This window comes from Streptomyces sp. NPDC046308, assembly GCF_055588065.1.
In genome coordinates, this window is sequence record NZ_JBVJFB010000003.1 from 715,325 (window position 1) to 732,004 (window position 16,680).

Sequence of the window (16,680 nt, forward strand, 5' to 3'; positions counted from 1 at the left end):
CGGGCCTAGATGCGCCGTGCCCATCGCGCCGTGCGGCCCCGCCGGGTGCCGGGTGCCGTTGGCGCGGCTACGGTCGGAACATGGACACGTCCTGGTGGCCCGCCGTGGCTGCGGTCGTGGCCGTGGCGCTGGTGGCGCTGGTGGCGGGGGCGCGGCCGGGTGTCCCCCGCCGGGCCCCGCCGGCGCACGGGTCCGGTCCGCCGCCGCATCCGCACGCCGGGGAGCTGTGGTCCCTGGCGGACGGCCGTACGTGCCTGGTCCTCGCGGTCGAGACGGTACGGGGCCATCGCGCGCGGGTCGCGTGGATCACCGGGAAGTACGACGACCGGCGGGCCGGGGTGATCCCGCTGCCCCCGGGGACGGTGGGGGCGCAGGGCCGGGCGGGTTTCCTGGAGGCGGACCGGCCGGCGGAGGTGTCGCTGTGGGAGTTCCGGGCGCGGCTGGGCGTGCTGGACCCGGTGCTGTGGGACGAGGTCAAGGGACTGGGAGGCGGCCGGTGAAACCGGAGATCCGCTTGCGGCGCGTGTACGACCCGCCGGAGCCGGGCGCGGACGGGGTGCGGGTGTTGGTGGACCGGCTCTGGCCGCGGGGCCTGGCGAAGGAGGCGGCGGGGGTGGACGAGTGGCCGAGGGCGGTGACGCCGTCGGCGGCGCTGCGCAAGTGGTTCCACGCGGGTGGCTCCGCCGGGGAGTTCCGGGAGCGGTACCTCGCGGAGCTGGCCGGGGCGGAGGCGGTGGCGGAGCTGGACCGCCTGCGGCTGCTCGCCGAGGCCGGGCCGCTCACCCTCCTGACCGCGGTCAAGGACCCGGCCACGAGCCATGCGGCTGTGCTCGCCGACCTGCTGTCCGCCTAGCCGGGCCCGCCCGGACCGGTCACTACACGGCGCTCCGCGCCCGCGCCTCAATCGCCGGCGGGGCTGAAAGATCCAGCCCCGCCGGCGATTGAGGCGCGGGGTCCGGGGCGGAGCCCCGGGAAGCGGCGGCGTAGCCGAGACGGCCGGGCGACCCCGCAGGGGCTACGCCCAGAGCTGGCCCTGGAGGACCTCGATGGCCTCTTCGGTGGTCGCGGCCGTGTAGACGCCGGTCGAGAGGTACTTCCAGCCGCCGTCGGCCACGACGAAGACGATGTCGGCCGTCTCGCCCGCGGCGACCGCCTTGCGGCCGACGCCGATCGCCGCGTGCAGGGCGGCTCCGGTGGAGACGCCCGCGAAGATCCCCTCCTGCTGCAGCAGCTCCCGCGTGCGGGTGACCGCGTCCGCCGAGCCCACCGAGAAGCGGGTCGTCAGGACCGAGGCGTCGTACAGCTCGGGGACGAAGCCCTCGTCGAGGTTGCGCAGGCCGTAGACCAGGTCGTCGTAGCGCGGCTCGGCGGCCACGATCTTGACGTCGGGGACGTTCTCGCGCAGGTAGCGGCCGACGCCCATCAGCGTGCCCGTGGTGCCCAGGCCCGCCACGAAGTGGGTGATCGACGGGAGGTCGGCGAGGATCTCCGGACCCGTGGTGGCGTAGTGCGCGCCCGCGTTGTCCGGGTTGCCGTACTGGTAGAGCATCACCCAGTCCGGGTGCTCCGCGGCCAGTTCCTTGGCCACGCGGACCGCGGTGTTCGAGCCGCCGGCGGCCGGCGACGAGATGATCTCGGCTCCCCACATGGCCAGCAGGTCGCGCCGCTCCTGGCTGGTGTTCTCCGGCATCACGCACACGATGCGGTAGCCCTTGAGCTTGGCCGCCATCGCCAGGGAGATGCCGGTGTTGCCCGAGGTCGGCTCGAGGATGGTGCAGCCGGGGTACAGCCGGCCGTCCTTCTCGGCCTGCTCGACCATGTGGAGCGCGGGGCGGTCCTTGATCGAGCCGGTCGGGTTGCGGTCCTCCAGCTTCGCCCAGATGCGGACGTCGTCCGAGGGCGACAGCCGGGGCAGCCGGACCAGCGGCGTGTTGCCGACCGCGGCCAGGGGGGAGTCGTAGCGCATTACTTCGATCCGCCGGCCACGGCCGGGAGGATGGTGACGCTGTCGCCGTCCTTGAGCTCGGTGGAGATGCCGGCGAGGAAGCGGACGTCCTCGTCGTTGAGGTAGACGTTCACGAAGCGGCGCAGCTCGCCGCCCTTGGACTCGTCGACGATGCGCTCCTGGATGCCCTTGTGACGGGTCTCCAGGTCGGCGAAGAGGTCGGCGAGGGTCGCGCCCTCACCGGAGACGGCCTTCTCGCCTTCGGTGTAGGTGCGGAGGATGGTGGGGATGCGGACCTCGATGGCCATGGCTGTCTCCAGTCGTCAGGGCGTAAGCAGGGGCGTCAGGAACGTGCGGCGCGCGGTTCGTCGCCCCCCGCGCAGAGGGGCTCTGGTGCTCAGACGGCAGGACAGATGGCACTGGCGAGGCGGCACAGGTCGACGTGCAGCCGCGCCACGAGCAGCAGCCTGCCGGGCGTCTCGATGCTCACGTCGTGGGAAACCATGCGGTCATGTTAACGATTCCCGGTCCCCGGTTTGGAGTGTGATCCCGCATCGTGGACGCCATGTGCTCACATCGTGGTCAGTAGGCCTCGACGACCTGCACTTCTTCCTCGGTGATCACACCGTCGACGATCCGGTACGAGCGGAACTGGAACTCTCCGAGGCCGTCCTCGTCCGCCGTCGAGACGAGGACGTAGTGCGCGCCCGGCTCGTTCGCGTACGTGACGTCGGTGCGCGAGGGGTAGGCCTCGGTGGCGGTGTGCGAGTGGTAGACGATCACCGGATCCTCGTCGCGGTCGTCCAGCTCGCGGTAGAGCTTCAGCAGATCCTTCGAGTCGAACTCGTAGAACGTGGGCGAGCGGGCCGCGTTGAGCATCGGGATGAACCGCTCGGGGCGGCCGGTGCCCGCCGGGCCGGCCACGACGCCGCACGCCTCGTCGGGGTGGTCCTGGCGGGCGTGCTCGACGATCTGGTCGTACAGGGCCTGGGTGAGGGTCAGCATGAGCGACAGGATAAGCAGACGGGCCCTTGCGTACCGAGGAGTGGTACACAAGGGCCCGCATGGTGGACACGAGGTCCCTGGCAGCGCGGTTCCCGGCCGTGGCAGGCGGCCGGGACTCACGGCCTTCGGGTGCTACGAGGCCTTGGTGAAGGCGGCGCCGCGCGGGTCGCGGGACTTCATCACCAGGTACGAGACGCCCAGGATCAGGCCCCACAGCGGGGCGCAGTACAGCGAGACGCGGGAGTCCTTGTCGGCGCCCATCATCACGATGACCATGCCGATGAAGAGCAGGGCGAACCAGCTCGAGTACGGGGCGCCCGGCGCCTTGAACGGGGAGGCGGGCAGCTCGCCGCGGTCCGACTTGGCGCGGTAGCGGATCTGGCAGACGAGGATCATGATCCAGGCCCACATGCCGGAGATGGTGGCGAAGGAGACGACGTAGTCGAAGGCCTTGCCCGGGGCGACGTAGTTGATCCAGACGCCCACCAGCATCAGCGCGGCGGAGAAGGTGGTGCCGACGAGCGGGGTGCCGCTCTTGGTGAGCCTGGCGAAGAACTTCGGGCCCTGGCCGTTGAGCGCGAGGTCGCGCAGCATGCGGCCGGTGGAGTACATGCCCGAGTTGCAGGAGGACAGGGCGGCGGTCAGCACGACGAAGTTGACGATGGCCGCGCCGATGCCGAGGCCCATGCGCTCGAAGGCGGCGACGAAGGGCGAGACGCCCGGCTGGAAGTGCGTCCACGGGACGACCGACAGGATCATGATCAGCGCGCCGACGTAGAAGACGGCGATGCGCCACGGCACGGTGTTGATGGCCTTGGGCAGGGTCTTCTCGGGGTCCTTGGACTCGCCGGCGGTGACGCCGACCAGCTCGACCGCGAGGAAGGCGAACATGACGATCTGCAGGGTCATCAGCGTGCCGCCGATGCCCTTGGGGAAGAAGCCGCCGTCGTTCCACAGGTTGGTGACGGTGGCGGTGTCGGCCGCGTCGGAGAAGCCGATGGTGAGGATGCCGGCGCAGATCAGGATCATGCCGACGATGGCGGTGACCTTGACCATGGAGAACCAGAACTCCAGCTCACCGAAGAGCTTCACGGAGATCAGGTTGGCGGCGTAGAGGATGACCGTGAAGATCAGCGCGTAGGCCCACTGCGGGAAGCTGTCGTGGGTCCAGTACGCCATGTACTGCGCGGCGGCCGTGACCTCGGTGATGCCGGTGACCACCCAGAACAGCCAGTACGTCCAGCCGGTGACGTATCCCCAGAACGGGCCCAGGAACTCGCGGGCGTAGTCCGAGAAGGAGCCGGAGACGGGGCGGTACATGAGCAGCTCGCCCAGGGCCCGCATGATGAAGAAGATGACCAGGCCCGCGATCGCGTAGGCCAGGATCAGGCTGGGGCCGGCCTTGGAGATCGCCTTGCCGGCGCCCAGGAACAGGCCGGTGCCGATGGCTCCGCCGATCGCGATCATCTGGATCTGGCGGGCGCCGAGCGTGCGGTGGTACCCCTCGCCGCCCTCGCCCTGAGTGCCCTCGCCGGGCGTGTTGCCGTGCTGCTCGACCTGCACAGAGGTCATGTCTGGTGCGCCTTTCTCCACGCCGACCCGCGCCTTGACTGGCTGCGGATCGGGTCCTCGATCCCCCCGGATACGGATGGAGTTGCACGCCGGCGGTCCGCCGGTCCAAGCGAGCCGGGGGACAGGGGTGGCGTCCCTTCGGCAGTCGTGAAGATTTATCACGGGCTTACGACTGCCGGAGGGGGAGAAATGTGGCGGAGGGCCTTAAAAAATCTGGACAAAGACCTGCGAAAGGATCAGATCACCGCATGGCGGTGATCTGATCGTTATCCGGATTTGAGCGTCCGCTGAGCGAACGGTGTTCCCTCTTGAGGATCTTCAGAGGGTTTCGATCAGGGTTTCCTGGAGGCCGCCCAGCCAGAGGTACGCCATCACCATCGGCTTGCGCGGGTCCTCGTCCGGCAGCCGGAACAGCGCCGCGCTCTCGTCGTCCTCGGTGATGTCGAGGCGGGCCGCGAGGGTCAGGCGCAGGTCGTTGAGCGCGCCGAGCCAGCGCAGCGGCAGCTCCTCGGTCAGCTCCAGCACCGCCGCCCCGTCACCGGCCGGCGTGAGCGCGTCCAGGCTGCGTACGACGGCCAGCGCGTCCTCCCGCTTGCGGGTGCGCAGGTCGTTCTCGGTGAAGCGGCGGAACTCCGCCGAGTGGGCGCGCAGCTCCTCCGGGTCCTCCTTCGGCCCCGGCCCGTCCGGGCCTCCGTAGGCGTCGGGGAAGAGCCGGGCCAGCGCCGGGTCGGACGGGGGCTCGGAGGGACCCTCGGCGAACAGCGCGGCGAGCGGGTCGGCGTCCTCGGCGGGCTCGGGCTCGCCGGGGCCGATCAGTTCGAGCATCTGGACGGCCAGGGAGCGCAGGATGGAGATCTCGATCTCGTCGAGCGCGATGGCGGCGCCGGCGCCGCCCTTCAGGGGCTGGAACGTGCCGCCCATCAGGTGCGGTCCTGGGAGAGGGTCGCCCACAGGCCGTAGCCGTGCATGGCCTGCACGTCGCGCTCCATTTCCTCGCGGGTGCCGCTGGACACGACCGCCCGCCCCTTGTGGTGGACGTCGAGCATCAGCTTGTGCGCCACGTCCTTCGAGTAGCCGAAGTACGCCTGGAACACGTACGCCACGTAGCTCATGAGGTTGACCGGGTCGTTGTGCACCAGGGTCACCCAGGGGACGTCGGGTTCGGGGACCGCGAAGGTCTCCTCGGCCGATTCGGTGCGTTCGATCTCTACAGGAGCAACACTCACTTGTCCCATGCTGCCACCGCGAAGGGCCCGTCGCACAAACGGGTCCTACATCTCGTCACTTTGACGAGATGTGCGCTAGCATCCGGGACATGAACCCTGCGGACCTGGGCCTGCCGGTGGACGTGCCGTCGACAGCGCTCTTCACGGACCATTACGAGCTCACGATGCTGCAGGCCGCGCTGGCCAACGGCACCGCCGACCGCCGCTCGGTCTTCGAGGTCTTCACCCGGCGGCTGCCCGAGGGGCGCCGCTACGGGGTCGTCGCGGGAACCGGGCGGGTGCTGGACGCGGTGGAGAACTTCCGCTTCGACGGCGCGGTGCTGGAGTTCCTGCGCGAGCGGGCCGTCGTCGACATGCGCACCCTGGACTGGCTGTCCTCGTACCGCTTCTCCGGCGACATCTGGGGCTACGCGGAGGGCGAGGTCTACTTCCCCGGCTCGCCGGTCCTGCGCGTCGAGGGCAGCTTCGCCGAGTGCGTGCTGCTGGAGACCGTGATCCTGTCGATCCTGAACCACGACTCCGCGATCGCCGCGGCCGCCTCCCGGATGTCCTCGGCGGCGGGCGACCGCCCGCTGATCGAGATGGGCGCGCGGCGCACCCACGAACTGGCGGCGGTGGCCGCGTCGCGGGCCGCGTACGTGGGCGGCTTCGCCTCCACCTCGGACCTGGCGGCCGGCTTCCGGTACGGGATCCCCACCGTCGGCACGAGCGCGCACGCCTTCACGCTGGTCCACGACAGCGAGCGGGACGCCTTCACCGCGCAGGTCGCCTCGCTGGGCCGGGGCACCACCCTCCTGGTGGACACCTACGACGTGGCCGAGGCCGTCCGCACCGCCGTCGACGTGGCGGGCACCGACCTGGGCGCGGTCCGGATCGACTCCGGCGACCTGCTGCTGGTCGCCCACCGGGTGCGGCAGCAGCTGGACGAGCTGGGGGCGACGGCGACGAAGATCGTGGTCACCTCGGACCTGGACGAGTACGCCATCGCCTCGCTGGCGGCGGCGCCGGTGGACGCGTACGGGGTCGGCACCCAGCTGGTGACGGGCAGCGGGCACCCGACGTGCTCGATGGTCTACAAGCTGGTGGCGCGGGCCACCTCGGCCGACCCGAAGGCGGCGCTGGCCCCGGTGGCGAAGAAGTCCACGGGCGGCAAGACCTCCATCGGCGGCCGCAAGTGGGCGGCGCGGCGGGTGGACGCGGAGGGGATCGCCGAGGCGGAGGTCGTCGGGACCGGGCCGGTCCCGTCGGCCCTGGCCGGCCAGCAGCTGCTGACCCAGCTGGTCAAGGCCGGCGAGGTGGTCGCCCGCGAGCCGCTGGAGGCCGCGCGCGACCGCCACCGCGCCGTCCTCGCGCGGCTGCCGCTGTCCGCGACCCAGCTGTCGCGCGGCGAGGCCGTGATCCCGACGGAGTACGCGTAACCGCGCGGCGCCGCCGCGGGGGCTCCGCCCCGAACCCCGCTCCTCAAACGCCGGCGAGGCTGAAAGACCGGGGCGGAGCCCCAGTTTCGGGAAGGGGCGGGGTGGGGGAAGAGCCCCCCGCAGGGCCCGCCGCAGCACACCGTCAAGCCGAAGGGCACGCGAAATGCACCGCGCACTGATCGTCGTCGACGTACAGAACGACTTCTGCGAGGGTGGCAGCCTCGCGGTCACCGGCGGAGCCGACGTCGCCGCCGCCGTCACCGAGTACATCGGCCAGGCCACGCCCGCGTACCGGCACGTGGTCGCCACCCGCGACCACCACATCGACCCCGGGTCGCACTTCGCGCACCCGCCCGCCGAGCCGGACTTCGAGACCTCCTGGCCCGTCCACTGCGTCGCCGGGACCGAGGGCGTGGGCTTCCACCCGAACTTCGCCCCCGCCGTCGCCTCCGGCGCCGTCGCCGCCGTCTTCGACAAGGGCGCGTACGAGGCCGCGTACAGCGGCTTCGAGGGCGCCGACGAGAACGGGGCGACGCTCGGCCAGTGGCTGCGGGACCGGCAGGTCACCGAGGTGGACGTGGTCGGGATCGCCACCGATCACTGTGTCCGGGCGACCGCCCTCGACGCCGCCCGCGCCGGCTTCGGCACCCGGGTCCTGCTGGACCTGACGGCCGCCGTCGCCCCGCACACCACCGCACGGGCCCTGGACGAGCTCCGTGCGGCGGGCGTGACCCTGGTGAGCCACAAGCCGGGCACTGACGGCCGGGAGGACGGCCAGGACGGCGGGGGCGCCCCCTAGGTGCCCAGCAGGGCCCGGATCGGGTGCCAGAGCTCCTGCGCGCGGTCGGGCGCGCCGCGCCACAGCAGGCCGTCCGGGTGGTGCAGGACGGCCGTGACCTCGTCCGGCGTCGGCGGGTGCGCGTTGCCCCGCAGGTACACCGCCCGCATCCCGAGGTTCCGCAGCCTGGTCAGGGCGCGGGCCCGGTTCGCGGCGTGCACCAGCACGCGGACGTTTCCGCCCTCTCCGCAGGGCCTCGGCAGCGTGAGCGCGACGACCACGCTGCCGCCTGGCAATCTGACGAAACCTCCACCGGGCATGGCTGTCATCTCCCCCGTCAATAAGAAACTCGTACCGGGCATCTAAACGCGATCGGCCGCCGCCCGCTAGAGGGCGACGGCCGATCATGCTTTGACCTGCGGTTTTACCGAATTACTTCGAGGAGGGGCCCACCTCGACGGTCATGACCTCACCGTCGTAGGTCTCCTTGAGGATCTTGATCTTGGTGTTGGTGTCAGTGACCTTCACCGATCCGGTCGGGTTCTCGTCGTAGAAGTACTTGCCCTTGTGGTCGTCGAAGACCAGGTTGGCGGGCTTGGGCTTCAGGAAGAGCGACTCGCCGTTCTTGTGCAGCGTGAACGCGTCCGTCGAGTAGGCGCTGAAGGTCGCGTCGTACGGCTGGATCTTGTTCCGCAGCAGGGTGCCGTCGGCCCACTTCATGGGCTTGGCGTTGGCGTCGATCGGGAGGATCAGACCCTGGCCCGGGTGGACGCTGGTGTTGTTGTCCTTCTGGCTGGTGTCCCACTGCCAGATGAGCAGGCCGTCCTGGTACGGGTAGTGCTCGACCCAGTCGGGCTTGGTGTTGCCGAAGCCGAAGTTGTACGGGCCAACCTTGAGGGTCTTGTCGTACGAGACGTAGCGGCGGTTCTCGGCCAGGTAGTACTGCGCGTACTCCTTGGTGAAGTTGGCGCCGATGCGGGAGAAGCCCTTGCCGGTCCAGCCGTTGTCGCCGTTCTCGGCGCCGTCGGTGAACAGCGCGGAGCCGTCCGCGGTGAGGGTCACGGCGTCGGCGGTGAAGCCCTTGCCGCCCGCGCCGCCGTCCGTCTGGTAGCGGAAGCGGAGGTCGACCTTCTTGCCCGCGTAGGCGTCGAGCGGGAAGTTCAGGTTCTTCCAGGCACCCGAGACACCGGTGAGCGACGGGCTGCCGGAGGCGTCGGCCGGGATGGCCGTGCCGTCGGCGGTGCCGGCGAGCGCGGTCCAGGTGGCGCCGCCGTCCGTGGACACCTCGGTGTAGAGGTAGTCGTAGTCGGCCTCGATGTCCCACCAGCCCTTGAGGGACAGCGCGGCGGACTTCTTGCCGGTCAGGTCCACGGAGCGGGTGAGGGTGTTCTTGAGGTCGTCACCCATGCCGCTCCACCACTGGGCGGAGCCCTCGGCGGGCGCGACGACGTCCGTCTGGACCTTCTTCTTCGGCAGCTCGACGACCAGGGCCTGCTTGTCCTTGGTGTTGAACTCCGCCACGCCCAGCTTGTGGGTGGACTTCGTCGCGGCCTTCGCCGTGTCGTAGTTCAGCCAGCCCAGCTGGAGCTTGTCCCAGGCGTTCATGTCGCCCGGGAGGTCGCCTATGGAGTCCTTGCCGGTGCCGAGCCAGGAGCCGGCCGACATCAGGGACCAGAAGCCGACGCTGTTCTCGCCGCCACCGGTGGTGTCGTAGAGGTCGGGCAGGCCGAGGTCGTGGCCGTACTCGTGCGCGAAGACGCCGAGGCCGCCGTTCTCCGGCTGCATCGTGTAGTCGCCGACCCAGATGCCGGTGTTGCCGATCTGGGTGCCGCCGGCCTTGTTGTTGTCCGGGCCGGTCTTGCCCGCCGCGGTGCCGTAGGCGTACCAGCGGTGCGCCCACAGCGCGGTCGTGCCCTGCACGCCGCCGCCGGCCGACTCGTCCTCGCCCGCGTGGACGATCTGGAAGTGGTCGATGTAGCCGTCGGGCTCGTTGAAGTTGCCGTCGCCGTCGAAGTCGTAGCGGTCCCACTGGTCGTACTGGGCCAGCTGCGCCTTGATCTGCGCGTCGGTCTTCCCGGCCTTCTTCTGGGCCTCCGTCCACGCGGCGACGCCGTCCTTGACGGTGTCCCACACGTTGGAGCAGTTGGTCTGGCCGCAGTAGTTGGAGCCGTAACGGCCCTCGTTGTACGGGACCTTGACCCAGTCGGCGACCTCGCCCTCGACCGAGTAACGGCCCGAGGAGGTCTTCTCGTAGTAGGTCTTCAGCGAGTCCTTGCCCTGACCCGTGGCGAAGTACAGGTCCTGGAAGTAGTCGCGGCTGAAGTCCTTGCGCCAGGCGGTGCTGTTGTCCTTCGCACGGTCCGGCTGGGCGATCGTGTTGTGCAGCGGACCGGGGGTGCCGCCGTACTTCGGGACCGCCGGCTGCGGGCCGGGGCCGTCCGGGTCGTACATGGTCGTGTTGTCGACCTGGTCGCCGAACTCGACGAGGATCGTGAAGATCTTGTCGGTCCGCTCGCGGCCCAGCTCGACGTACTTCTTGTCGTCGAGCTTGACGACCTTCGAGGCGCCGCGCTGCTCGATGTCCTTCTTGCCCTGGAGCACCTGGTCCAGGGCGGCCTTGCGCTGCTGGGCCTGCTGCTCGCTGAACGGGCCCTTCAGGTCGTGCTCGACGACCTTGGCGGGAGCGGTCGGGTCCTGCCGGTCGGCCGCCGGGGCGCCCGGCCCCTTGATGTCGGCCTGGGCCGCGGTAACGCTGAAGAAGGTGGCGCTTGTCGCACAAGCAGCCATGGTCACGGTGACGGCGGCGGCACGGATCGCACGCCGTCTGGCGGAATTGCTGGTCACTTGATGTCGTTCCCCTCCCGCGGCCGCGACGTAGGTCGGAACTTCTCCATAGGAGCGGGGGGTTCCGCGCGGCGCGCGTCTCAAGTGACGACATTTGACCGGAGGGAAGCAAGAAAAGACAGACCTTGACTTGAGCCTTACAACTGCACTATGCGGTCAGGCAGTTCCGCTATCCGGACGTTCCCCTGCCATACGGGGCGAAGGGCGCTTCCCGACCCCGCCGGAGGTCCGTCCCGTCCCCATTTCCGCCCTCCGGTGTGGCGTGGAAAATGATGCCGTGCGCCCCCCGTGCTCCGGCACCGTGTGTTAGGTCACGCTTACCGGCGGTCCCTCTCGGGCATCTCCCGTCGTAGAGTCACTTGACGCGCGACCTAGTTGAGCCGACTCCCCCTCCCCTCCCGAGGACGGATATCGCCATGCCGCGTCCGACTGCCGCACAGCTCGCCTACGGGTCCGCCACGGTCATCGTGTCGACGATCGCCATGCTGTTGCTGTCGCAGACGAGTACCGGGCTCGGGGTCGCGGTCATCTCCGCGGCCGCGCTCGCCCTGGGTCTGCTCGTCGCCCTCACCGTGCCCGTGCCGCGCCGCCGCGGCCGTCACGCGGCCCGTACGGGGGCCTCCGCGGCCCCGGCGCGCGCGGGGGCAGCGGAGCCCGCCTCCCGGGTGCCCGATCCCCGGACCACCGAGGCCGAACACCCCGTCCACCACTGAGACTTCGGCCGCCGCGCGGGGTGCGCGGGAGTGAGCGCACGGCGCGGCGCGGGCGGCCGCCCCGGAGGACGGCCGCCCGCGCCGTGTCGCGCTGCCCGCGCTGCCCGCGCTAGGTGGTGGCCTGGACCACGACCGTCTTGGCAGCCTTGTCGTGCAGGCCCTGTTTGTACGGCTTGTCGACGAGGATCGAGACCACCAGCACGATCGGCCACAGGCACATGCAGAAGCAGCAGATCAGCATCGGCAGCCAGAGCACGGCGGCGCGGCTCAGGGCCGCGTTGGAGCTCGGCACGCTGCCGTCGTTGAGCATCGCGACGCGCAGGCCCAGTGCCTTCTTGCCGACCGTCTGGCCGCTCTTCCTGGTGAACCACCAGTCGTAGCCGACGTACGCGACGATCGAGATCAGTGTCATCACCAGCCCGCTGCCGCTGTACGACCTGGTGATGACCTCGCTGGCGTCCTCGCCCTGGTCCGTCTCGACCATGTAGCGGTTCGTGCCCAGGGCCAGCTGGATGAGGATCAGCGGCACGGCGACGATCAGCACGTCGATGATGCGGGCGGCGAGCCGCCTGCCGAAGTCGGCCAGCGGGGGCATCCCGGCGAGCGGATCGGGCATGCCGTGGCCGCCGCCGTAGGGGTCACCGCCGCCGTACGGGGGCGGCGGTGGCGGATACCCGCCGCCCGGGCCGCCGGGACCTCCCGGGGGCGGCGGGGGGCCGCTGCCGGGGGGTGGGGGCGGCGGCGAACCGTACGGCGAACCGCCCGACGGAGGCGTCGGCTCCTGGGGCCTCTTGCGGAACGGGTCTTCCTCGGGCGACTCACCCGACGGCGGCTGGTCGGTACTCATGGCCCGAGTCGAACCCGCCTCCGCCACCCCCGCAACGGGACGGCGTCCGTTCGGGGGAGGGGACGGGTTGGCTGCCCCGCGGGTCGGCTGCCCCGCCGGTTGGCTGCGCCGCTCGGGCGGGTCGGTTGCACCGGGCCGGTGCGGGGGCCGGTTGCACCGGGGCCTGGTCGGGTGCGGGGGGCGGTTGGGGTGGGGGCGGGCGCGCGCCGGGGCGTCTCCTCGGGCGCCGAACGTGACGAGGGGTCGGAGAGCTCGGCGGCAGTGCGTTCGGCACCCTGCGGGGATCACCCCGACACACACCCACCCCCACCCCAGCCGACCCAGCTCGATCCAGCCCCTCCGGCGTTTGAGGAGCGGGGTGCGGGGCGGAGCCCCGATCCTTGAGCCGCACCTCAGCCAGGCCGCACCCCTCCAGCCTCGCCGCACAAACTCAGCCCCTCCGGCGTTTGAGGAGCGGGGTGCGGGGCGGAGCCCCGAGCCTTGAGCCGCACCCTCGGCCGGGCCGCACCATCCGGCCTCCGCCGCGCAAGTTCAGCCCCTCCGGCGATTGAGGAGCGGGGTCCGGGGCGGAGCCCCGAGCCTTGAGCCGCGCCCTCGGCCGGGCCGCACCAATTCAGCCTCGCCGCACAAACTCAGCCCCTCCGGCGTTTGAGGAGCGGGGTCCGGGGCGGAGCCCCGATCCTTGAGCCGCACCCTCGGCCGGGCCGCACCATCCGGCCTCCGCCGCGCAAACTCACGGCGGCACCTAGCGGGCCACGTAGGTTTTGGCCGCCTTGTCGTGCCAGGCCTGGCGGCGGGGACGGTCCACCAGGCACCAGAGGCTCCCGAAGACGCCGAGGAGGGCGTACACGAGCCAGCGGCGCAGGGCCGCGCCGAAGGTCGGCGGGCGGAGCGTGGCGATGGCCAGCACCCGCACGCCGAGCAGCTTCTTGCCCGGGGTGCGACCCCAGAGGGCGGTGGGCAGCGCCTCGTACAGCACCCCGAAGAGGAGGACCGCGCCGAGGACCAGGCCCAACTGGCCCGCGATGGTGGTGTCGAACAGCCAGACGGTGGTGGTGCGTCCGCTCGCGCGGGCGGCGTCCACCTTGGCCTGCACGTGGGCGGTGGCCTCGGGGAGGAGCGGCCGGGCGACGGCGGCCGCGACGGCGGTGAGGACGAGGGAGTCCAGTGCGCGGGCCACGAATCTGCGGGCCAGGCCGGCGGGGCGCACGGCCCGGTCCGCCATCCGCTCGAAGACGGCCCGGGGGGTGCCCGCGCCCGCCGGGCGGGACGGGCGGTCGCTCTCGGACCCGCGCGGCTCCCAGCCCTGGGCGGTGGGCTCCGCCGGGGCCGCCGCCTCGGGGGTCGGCACCTTCGGGCGGACGCCCGCGGGCCGCGGCGCCCACACCTCGTGCCGGGGCGCCTCGGCGGGCTGGGCGGTGCCGGGGCGGGGGGCGGCGGGGAGTCCTGCCTCGGGGCCGGGGTCGGCGGGGGCGGCGGGCCGCGAGGGCGCGGCGGCGGGCGCCGGGGCGGCGGCCGCTGCCCCGGGCCAGGAGGTGGTGGCTCCGGACACCCCGGCTCCGGGTGCGTCGGGCCATGCGGGGGCCGGCGCGGGGACGGCCGGAGCCGGGGCAGGAGCCGGGGCCGCGGCCGGCGCGGGCGCGGGCGCCGGGGGCTGGGCGGCCGGGGAGCGCGCCGACAGGATTCCCAGGGAGGCCGCGGGCGCCGCGGGCGCCGCCGCCGCGGCCGGCGTACGGGCCAGGGAGATGCCCGCCGGCCGGGCGGCGGCCGGGCCGGCCCCGGCCTCGAGCTCGGGTTCGGGCTCGGCCGGGCTGCCCCACGAGACCCGGTGGTCGCGGGGCCCGCCGAAGCCGGCCTGGTGCACAGGGTCGGCCTGCCACACCACGGGTTCCGGCTCGCGCGCGCGTTCCGGTTCGCGCTCCGGTTCCCGTCCGCGCACCGGTTCGGGTTCGGGCAGTGCCTCGGTCACGGAGGTCTCGTCCAGGAACACCGGGCCCGTCTCCGGGGCGGGGGCGGGGGCGGGGCGGCTCGTGCCGGGCACCCAGGCCGCGCCGTTCCAGTACCGGATGTATCCGGGGATGGACGGATCGGGGTAGTAGCCCTCGCGGGCCGCGTGCTCGCCGTCACCAGGGGAGGCCGTCATGTCCCCAACTCCGATCGTGGCTTGAGGCTTGTGCAAGGGAGGACCATAGCCAAGAACCTCGGCCCGACAGGTCCGGTAACGGGAGAATCCAAGCCATTGAGCTAACCTCACGCCCCGGCTCATTTCTGTCAGCCGACAGGATTCGGCCAATCTCCGGTTCTTCGCCGGAACCCGCGTCATACCCGGGCGCATCGGCGCTCTCTCGGAATGCGGGGCGCCATCAGGCCCTGCGCACCGAACCGAAGTGAGGCCGTCATGCACCACCCCGTCATCGAGCGCGAGCTGGAACTGAAGCTGGTCCTGTCCCCCGAGCGCAGCATCCCCGTCCCGGCGCGGCTCCTCTACCTGTCCGACGACCCGTACGCCGTCCACATCACCTTCCACACCGGCTCCAGCACCCCCGTCAACTGGACCTTCGCCCGCGAGCTGCTCGTCGAGGGGGTGTTCCGCCCGTGCGGTCACGGCGACGTCCGGATCTGGCCCACCAAGGTCGACGACAAGTCGGTGCTCTGCATGGCGCTCAGCTCCCCCGACGGCGACGCCCTCCTGGAGGCTCCTGCCGGTTCCGTGTCGGCCTGGTTGGAGCGCACCCTGCGCGTGGTGCCGCCCGGCACCGAGGCCGAGCGGCTCGGCCTGGAGGCGGCCCTGGCCGAGCTGCTCACGCCGACCCCCGCCGACGACCTGTGGCTGCGCGACCCGTGGCCGTCGGACGAGTCGGCGGACGGGGACCTGTGAGGACGGACGGTCCCGGCCGCGCACGGCCGGCCGCGGGGCCGGTGTCAGAAGAGCTTGCCCGGGTTGAGCAGTCCCAGGGGGTCGAAGGCTTGCTTGACGGCGCGCTGCATCTCCAGCCCCACCGGACCGAGTTCGCGGGCCAGCCATTCCTTCTTCAGGATGCCGACCCCGTGCTCTCCGGTGATGGTCCCGCCCAGTTCCAGTCCCAGCGCCATGATCGCGCCGAACGACTCGCGGGCGCGCCGCGTCTCGTCCTCGTCGGCGGGGTCGAAGCAGACGATCGGATGGGTGTTGCCGTCTCCGGCGTGCGCCACGACTCCGATGAGCAGGTCCTGGGTACGGGCGATGGCGGCCGTCCCGTCCAGCATCTCGGCGAGCCGCGAGCGCGGTACGCAGACGTCGTCGATCATCGTCGCGGGCCGCAGGGCCTCCAGCGCGGGGAAGGACATCCGGCGGGCCTGCAGCAGCAGTTCCGACTCCGCCTGGTCCTCGGCGGGCACGACGGCGGTGGCCCCGGCGGCGGTGCACAGCTCCCCCACGGCCGCGAGGTCGTCCGGGGCGTGCGGGGTGTCGAAGGCGGCCAGGAGCAGCGCCTCGGTGGCCTCCGGCAGTCCCATCTTGCCGAGGGCGTTGACGGCGCGGACGGTCGTGCGGTCCATCAGTTCCAGCAGCGAGGGGGTCAGGCCCGCCTCCATGACGGCGCAGACGGCCTCGCAGGCCGCCGCGACGGAGGGGAACTCGGCGGCCAGCGCGAGCTGCCGGGGCGGCGCGGGCTTGAGGGCGAGGACGGCCTGGACGACGACGCCGAGGCTGCCCTCGGAGCCGACGAAGAGCCGGGTGAGGTCGTACCCGGCGACGCCCTTGGCGGTGCGCCGGCCCGTGCGCAGCAGCCGTCCGTCGGCCAGGACCACGTCGAGTCCGAGCACGTATTCGGCGGTGACCCCGTACTTGACGCAGCACAGGCCTCCCGAGGCGGTGCCGATGTTGCCGCCGATGGTGCACTGCTCCCAGCTGGAGGGGTCGGGCGGGTAGTACAGGCCCTGTTCGGCGACGGCCCGCGAGAGCACGGCGTTCACCACGCCCGGTTCCACGACGGCGATCCGGTCGACGGCGCTGATCTCCAGGATCCGGTCCATCTTCACCAGGGAGAGCACGATGCAGCCGTCGGAGGCGTTGGCGCCGCCCGACAGGCCCGTACGGGCGCCCTGGGGGACGACGGGGATCCGTAGGGCGGTGGCGGTGCGCATGACGTGCCGGACCTGTTCGACGGTCCGGGGCAGTACGACGACGGCCGGGGTCCCGGCGGCGCAGAAGTCGGCCATGTCGGTGGCGTAGGAGGCCGTCACCTGGGGGTCGGTGAGCAGGGCGTCGGCCGGCAGCCCGTCGAGGAGGTCCGCTCGCAGACGTGCGGAGAGATCGTCATCCATGGGACCAGCCTGGCACCCCGGTGGGGC

The 16,680-nt window shown here is 71.8% G+C and carries 18 protein-coding genes; 6 read left to right on the plus strand and 12 right to left on the minus strand.

Going from position 1 to position 16,680, the window contains the following annotated elements:
* The first annotated feature begins 80 nt into the window (after positions 1-80).
* On the plus strand, positions 81-500 hold the full coding sequence (locus tag ACZ6JT_RS17095) for a hypothetical protein (protein ID WP_469210581.1): 420 nt from the start codon (positions 81-83) through the stop codon (positions 498-500).
* Positions 497-853 (plus strand): DUF488 domain-containing protein, encoded by a 357-nt coding sequence (locus ACZ6JT_RS17100; RefSeq protein ID WP_469210583.1) that lies wholly within the window; start codon positions 497-499, stop codon positions 851-853. The genes ACZ6JT_RS17095 and ACZ6JT_RS17100 overlap by 4 nt, the downstream gene beginning before the upstream one ends.
* Positions 854-1,015: 162 nt before the next feature.
* On the opposite strand, the gene ACZ6JT_RS17105 is transcribed toward ACZ6JT_RS17100, so the two are convergent.
* The 7 genes from ACZ6JT_RS17105 to clpS all read right to left on the minus strand — a co-directional run bounded on the left by ACZ6JT_RS17105 (position 1,016) and on the right by clpS (position 5,757).
* The gene (locus ACZ6JT_RS17105) at positions 1,016-1,966 is read right to left on the minus strand and encodes a PLP-dependent cysteine synthase family protein (protein ID WP_469210584.1); all 951 of its coding nucleotides are present in this window, start codon (positions 1,964-1,966) and stop codon (positions 1,016-1,018) included.
* Positions 1,966-2,253: a MoaD/ThiS family protein gene (locus tag ACZ6JT_RS17110; protein WP_030717953.1), complete on the minus strand. Its 288-nt coding sequence runs from the start codon at positions 2,251-2,253 to the stop codon at positions 1,966-1,968. Before ACZ6JT_RS17110 ends, ACZ6JT_RS17105 begins: the two co-directional genes overlap by 1 nt.
* 89 nt (positions 2,254-2,342) lie before the next feature.
* Positions 2,343-2,450, minus strand: coding sequence for a putative leader peptide (locus ACZ6JT_RS17115; protein ID WP_312847437.1), 108 nt, complete (start codon positions 2,448-2,450; stop codon positions 2,343-2,345).
* A 77-nt stretch (positions 2,451-2,527) separates the two neighbouring features.
* Positions 2,528-2,950, minus strand: a complete 423-nt coding sequence (locus tag ACZ6JT_RS17120) for a M67 family metallopeptidase (protein WP_469210586.1) — start codon at positions 2,948-2,950, stop codon at positions 2,528-2,530.
* A 132-nt stretch (positions 2,951-3,082) separates the two neighbouring features.
* Positions 3,083-4,522, minus strand: a complete 1,440-nt coding sequence (locus ACZ6JT_RS17125; RefSeq protein WP_469210588.1) for an amino acid permease — start codon at positions 4,520-4,522, stop codon at positions 3,083-3,085.
* 318 nt (positions 4,523-4,840) lie between these two features.
* On the minus strand, positions 4,841-5,443 hold the full coding sequence (locus ACZ6JT_RS17130) for a DUF2017 domain-containing protein (RefSeq protein ID WP_469210590.1): 603 nt from the start codon (positions 5,441-5,443) through the stop codon (positions 4,841-4,843).
* Positions 5,443-5,757, minus strand: coding sequence for an ATP-dependent Clp protease adapter ClpS (gene clpS, locus ACZ6JT_RS17135; protein WP_319728254.1), 315 nt, complete (start codon positions 5,755-5,757; stop codon positions 5,443-5,445). The genes ACZ6JT_RS17130 and clpS overlap by 1 nt, the downstream gene beginning before the upstream one ends.
* A gap of 80 nt (positions 5,758-5,837) precedes the next feature.
* Here clpS and ACZ6JT_RS17140 point away from each other — a divergent pair, with 80 nt between their 5' ends.
* Both ACZ6JT_RS17140 and ACZ6JT_RS17145 read left to right on the plus strand, forming a co-directional pair.
* On the plus strand, positions 5,838-7,166 hold the full coding sequence (locus ACZ6JT_RS17140) for a nicotinate phosphoribosyltransferase (RefSeq protein ID WP_469210592.1): 1,329 nt from the start codon (positions 5,838-5,840) through the stop codon (positions 7,164-7,166).
* Positions 7,167-7,329: 163 nt separating this feature from the next.
* Complete coding sequence (locus ACZ6JT_RS17145) at positions 7,330-7,965, plus strand: isochorismatase family protein (RefSeq protein WP_469210594.1); 636 nt, start codon at positions 7,330-7,332, stop codon at positions 7,963-7,965.
* Here the strand turns inward: ACZ6JT_RS17145 and ACZ6JT_RS17150 are convergent.
* Positions 7,962-8,264 carry a hypothetical protein gene (locus ACZ6JT_RS17150; RefSeq protein ID WP_037807208.1) on the minus strand — a complete coding sequence of 101 codons (303 nt, stop codon included), beginning with the start codon at positions 8,262-8,264 and terminating at the stop codon, positions 7,962-7,964. The genes ACZ6JT_RS17145 and ACZ6JT_RS17150 overlap by 4 nt on opposite strands.
* A 112-nt stretch (positions 8,265-8,376) precedes the next feature.
* Positions 8,377-10,731, minus strand: a complete 2,355-nt coding sequence (locus ACZ6JT_RS17155; protein ID WP_469210737.1) for an immune inhibitor A domain-containing protein — start codon at positions 10,729-10,731, stop codon at positions 8,377-8,379.
* A 473-nt stretch (positions 10,732-11,204) separates the two neighbouring features.
* On the opposite strand from ACZ6JT_RS17155, the gene ACZ6JT_RS17160 reads away from it, so the two are divergent.
* A complete protein-coding gene (locus tag ACZ6JT_RS17160; protein ID WP_469210597.1) occupies positions 11,205-11,501 on the plus strand; it encodes a hypothetical protein in 297 nt (98 codons plus the stop codon).
* Between the two features lie 109 nt (positions 11,502-11,610).
* Here the strand turns inward: ACZ6JT_RS17160 and ACZ6JT_RS17165 are convergent, their stop codons facing one another.
* Positions 11,611-12,348, minus strand: coding sequence for an RDD family protein (locus ACZ6JT_RS17165; protein ID WP_469210599.1), 738 nt, complete (start codon positions 12,346-12,348; stop codon positions 11,611-11,613).
* 745 nt (positions 12,349-13,093) lie between these two features.
* Positions 13,094-14,491, minus strand: coding sequence for an RDD family protein (locus ACZ6JT_RS17170; RefSeq protein WP_469210601.1), 1,398 nt, complete (start codon positions 14,489-14,491; stop codon positions 13,094-13,096).
* 255 nt (positions 14,492-14,746) lie between these two features.
* On the opposite strand from ACZ6JT_RS17170, the gene ACZ6JT_RS17175 reads away from it, so the two are divergent.
* Positions 14,747-15,226 (plus strand): SsgA family sporulation/cell division regulator, encoded by a 480-nt coding sequence (locus ACZ6JT_RS17175; RefSeq protein ID WP_469210603.1) that lies wholly within the window; start codon positions 14,747-14,749, stop codon positions 15,224-15,226.
* A gap of 44 nt (positions 15,227-15,270) precedes the next feature.
* Here ACZ6JT_RS17175 and ACZ6JT_RS17180 read toward each other — a convergent pair whose 3' ends face one another.
* A complete protein-coding gene (locus ACZ6JT_RS17180; protein WP_469210605.1) occupies positions 15,271-16,653 on the minus strand; it encodes an FAD-binding oxidoreductase in 1,383 nt (460 codons plus the stop codon).
* Positions 16,654-16,680 lie beyond the last annotated feature (27 nt).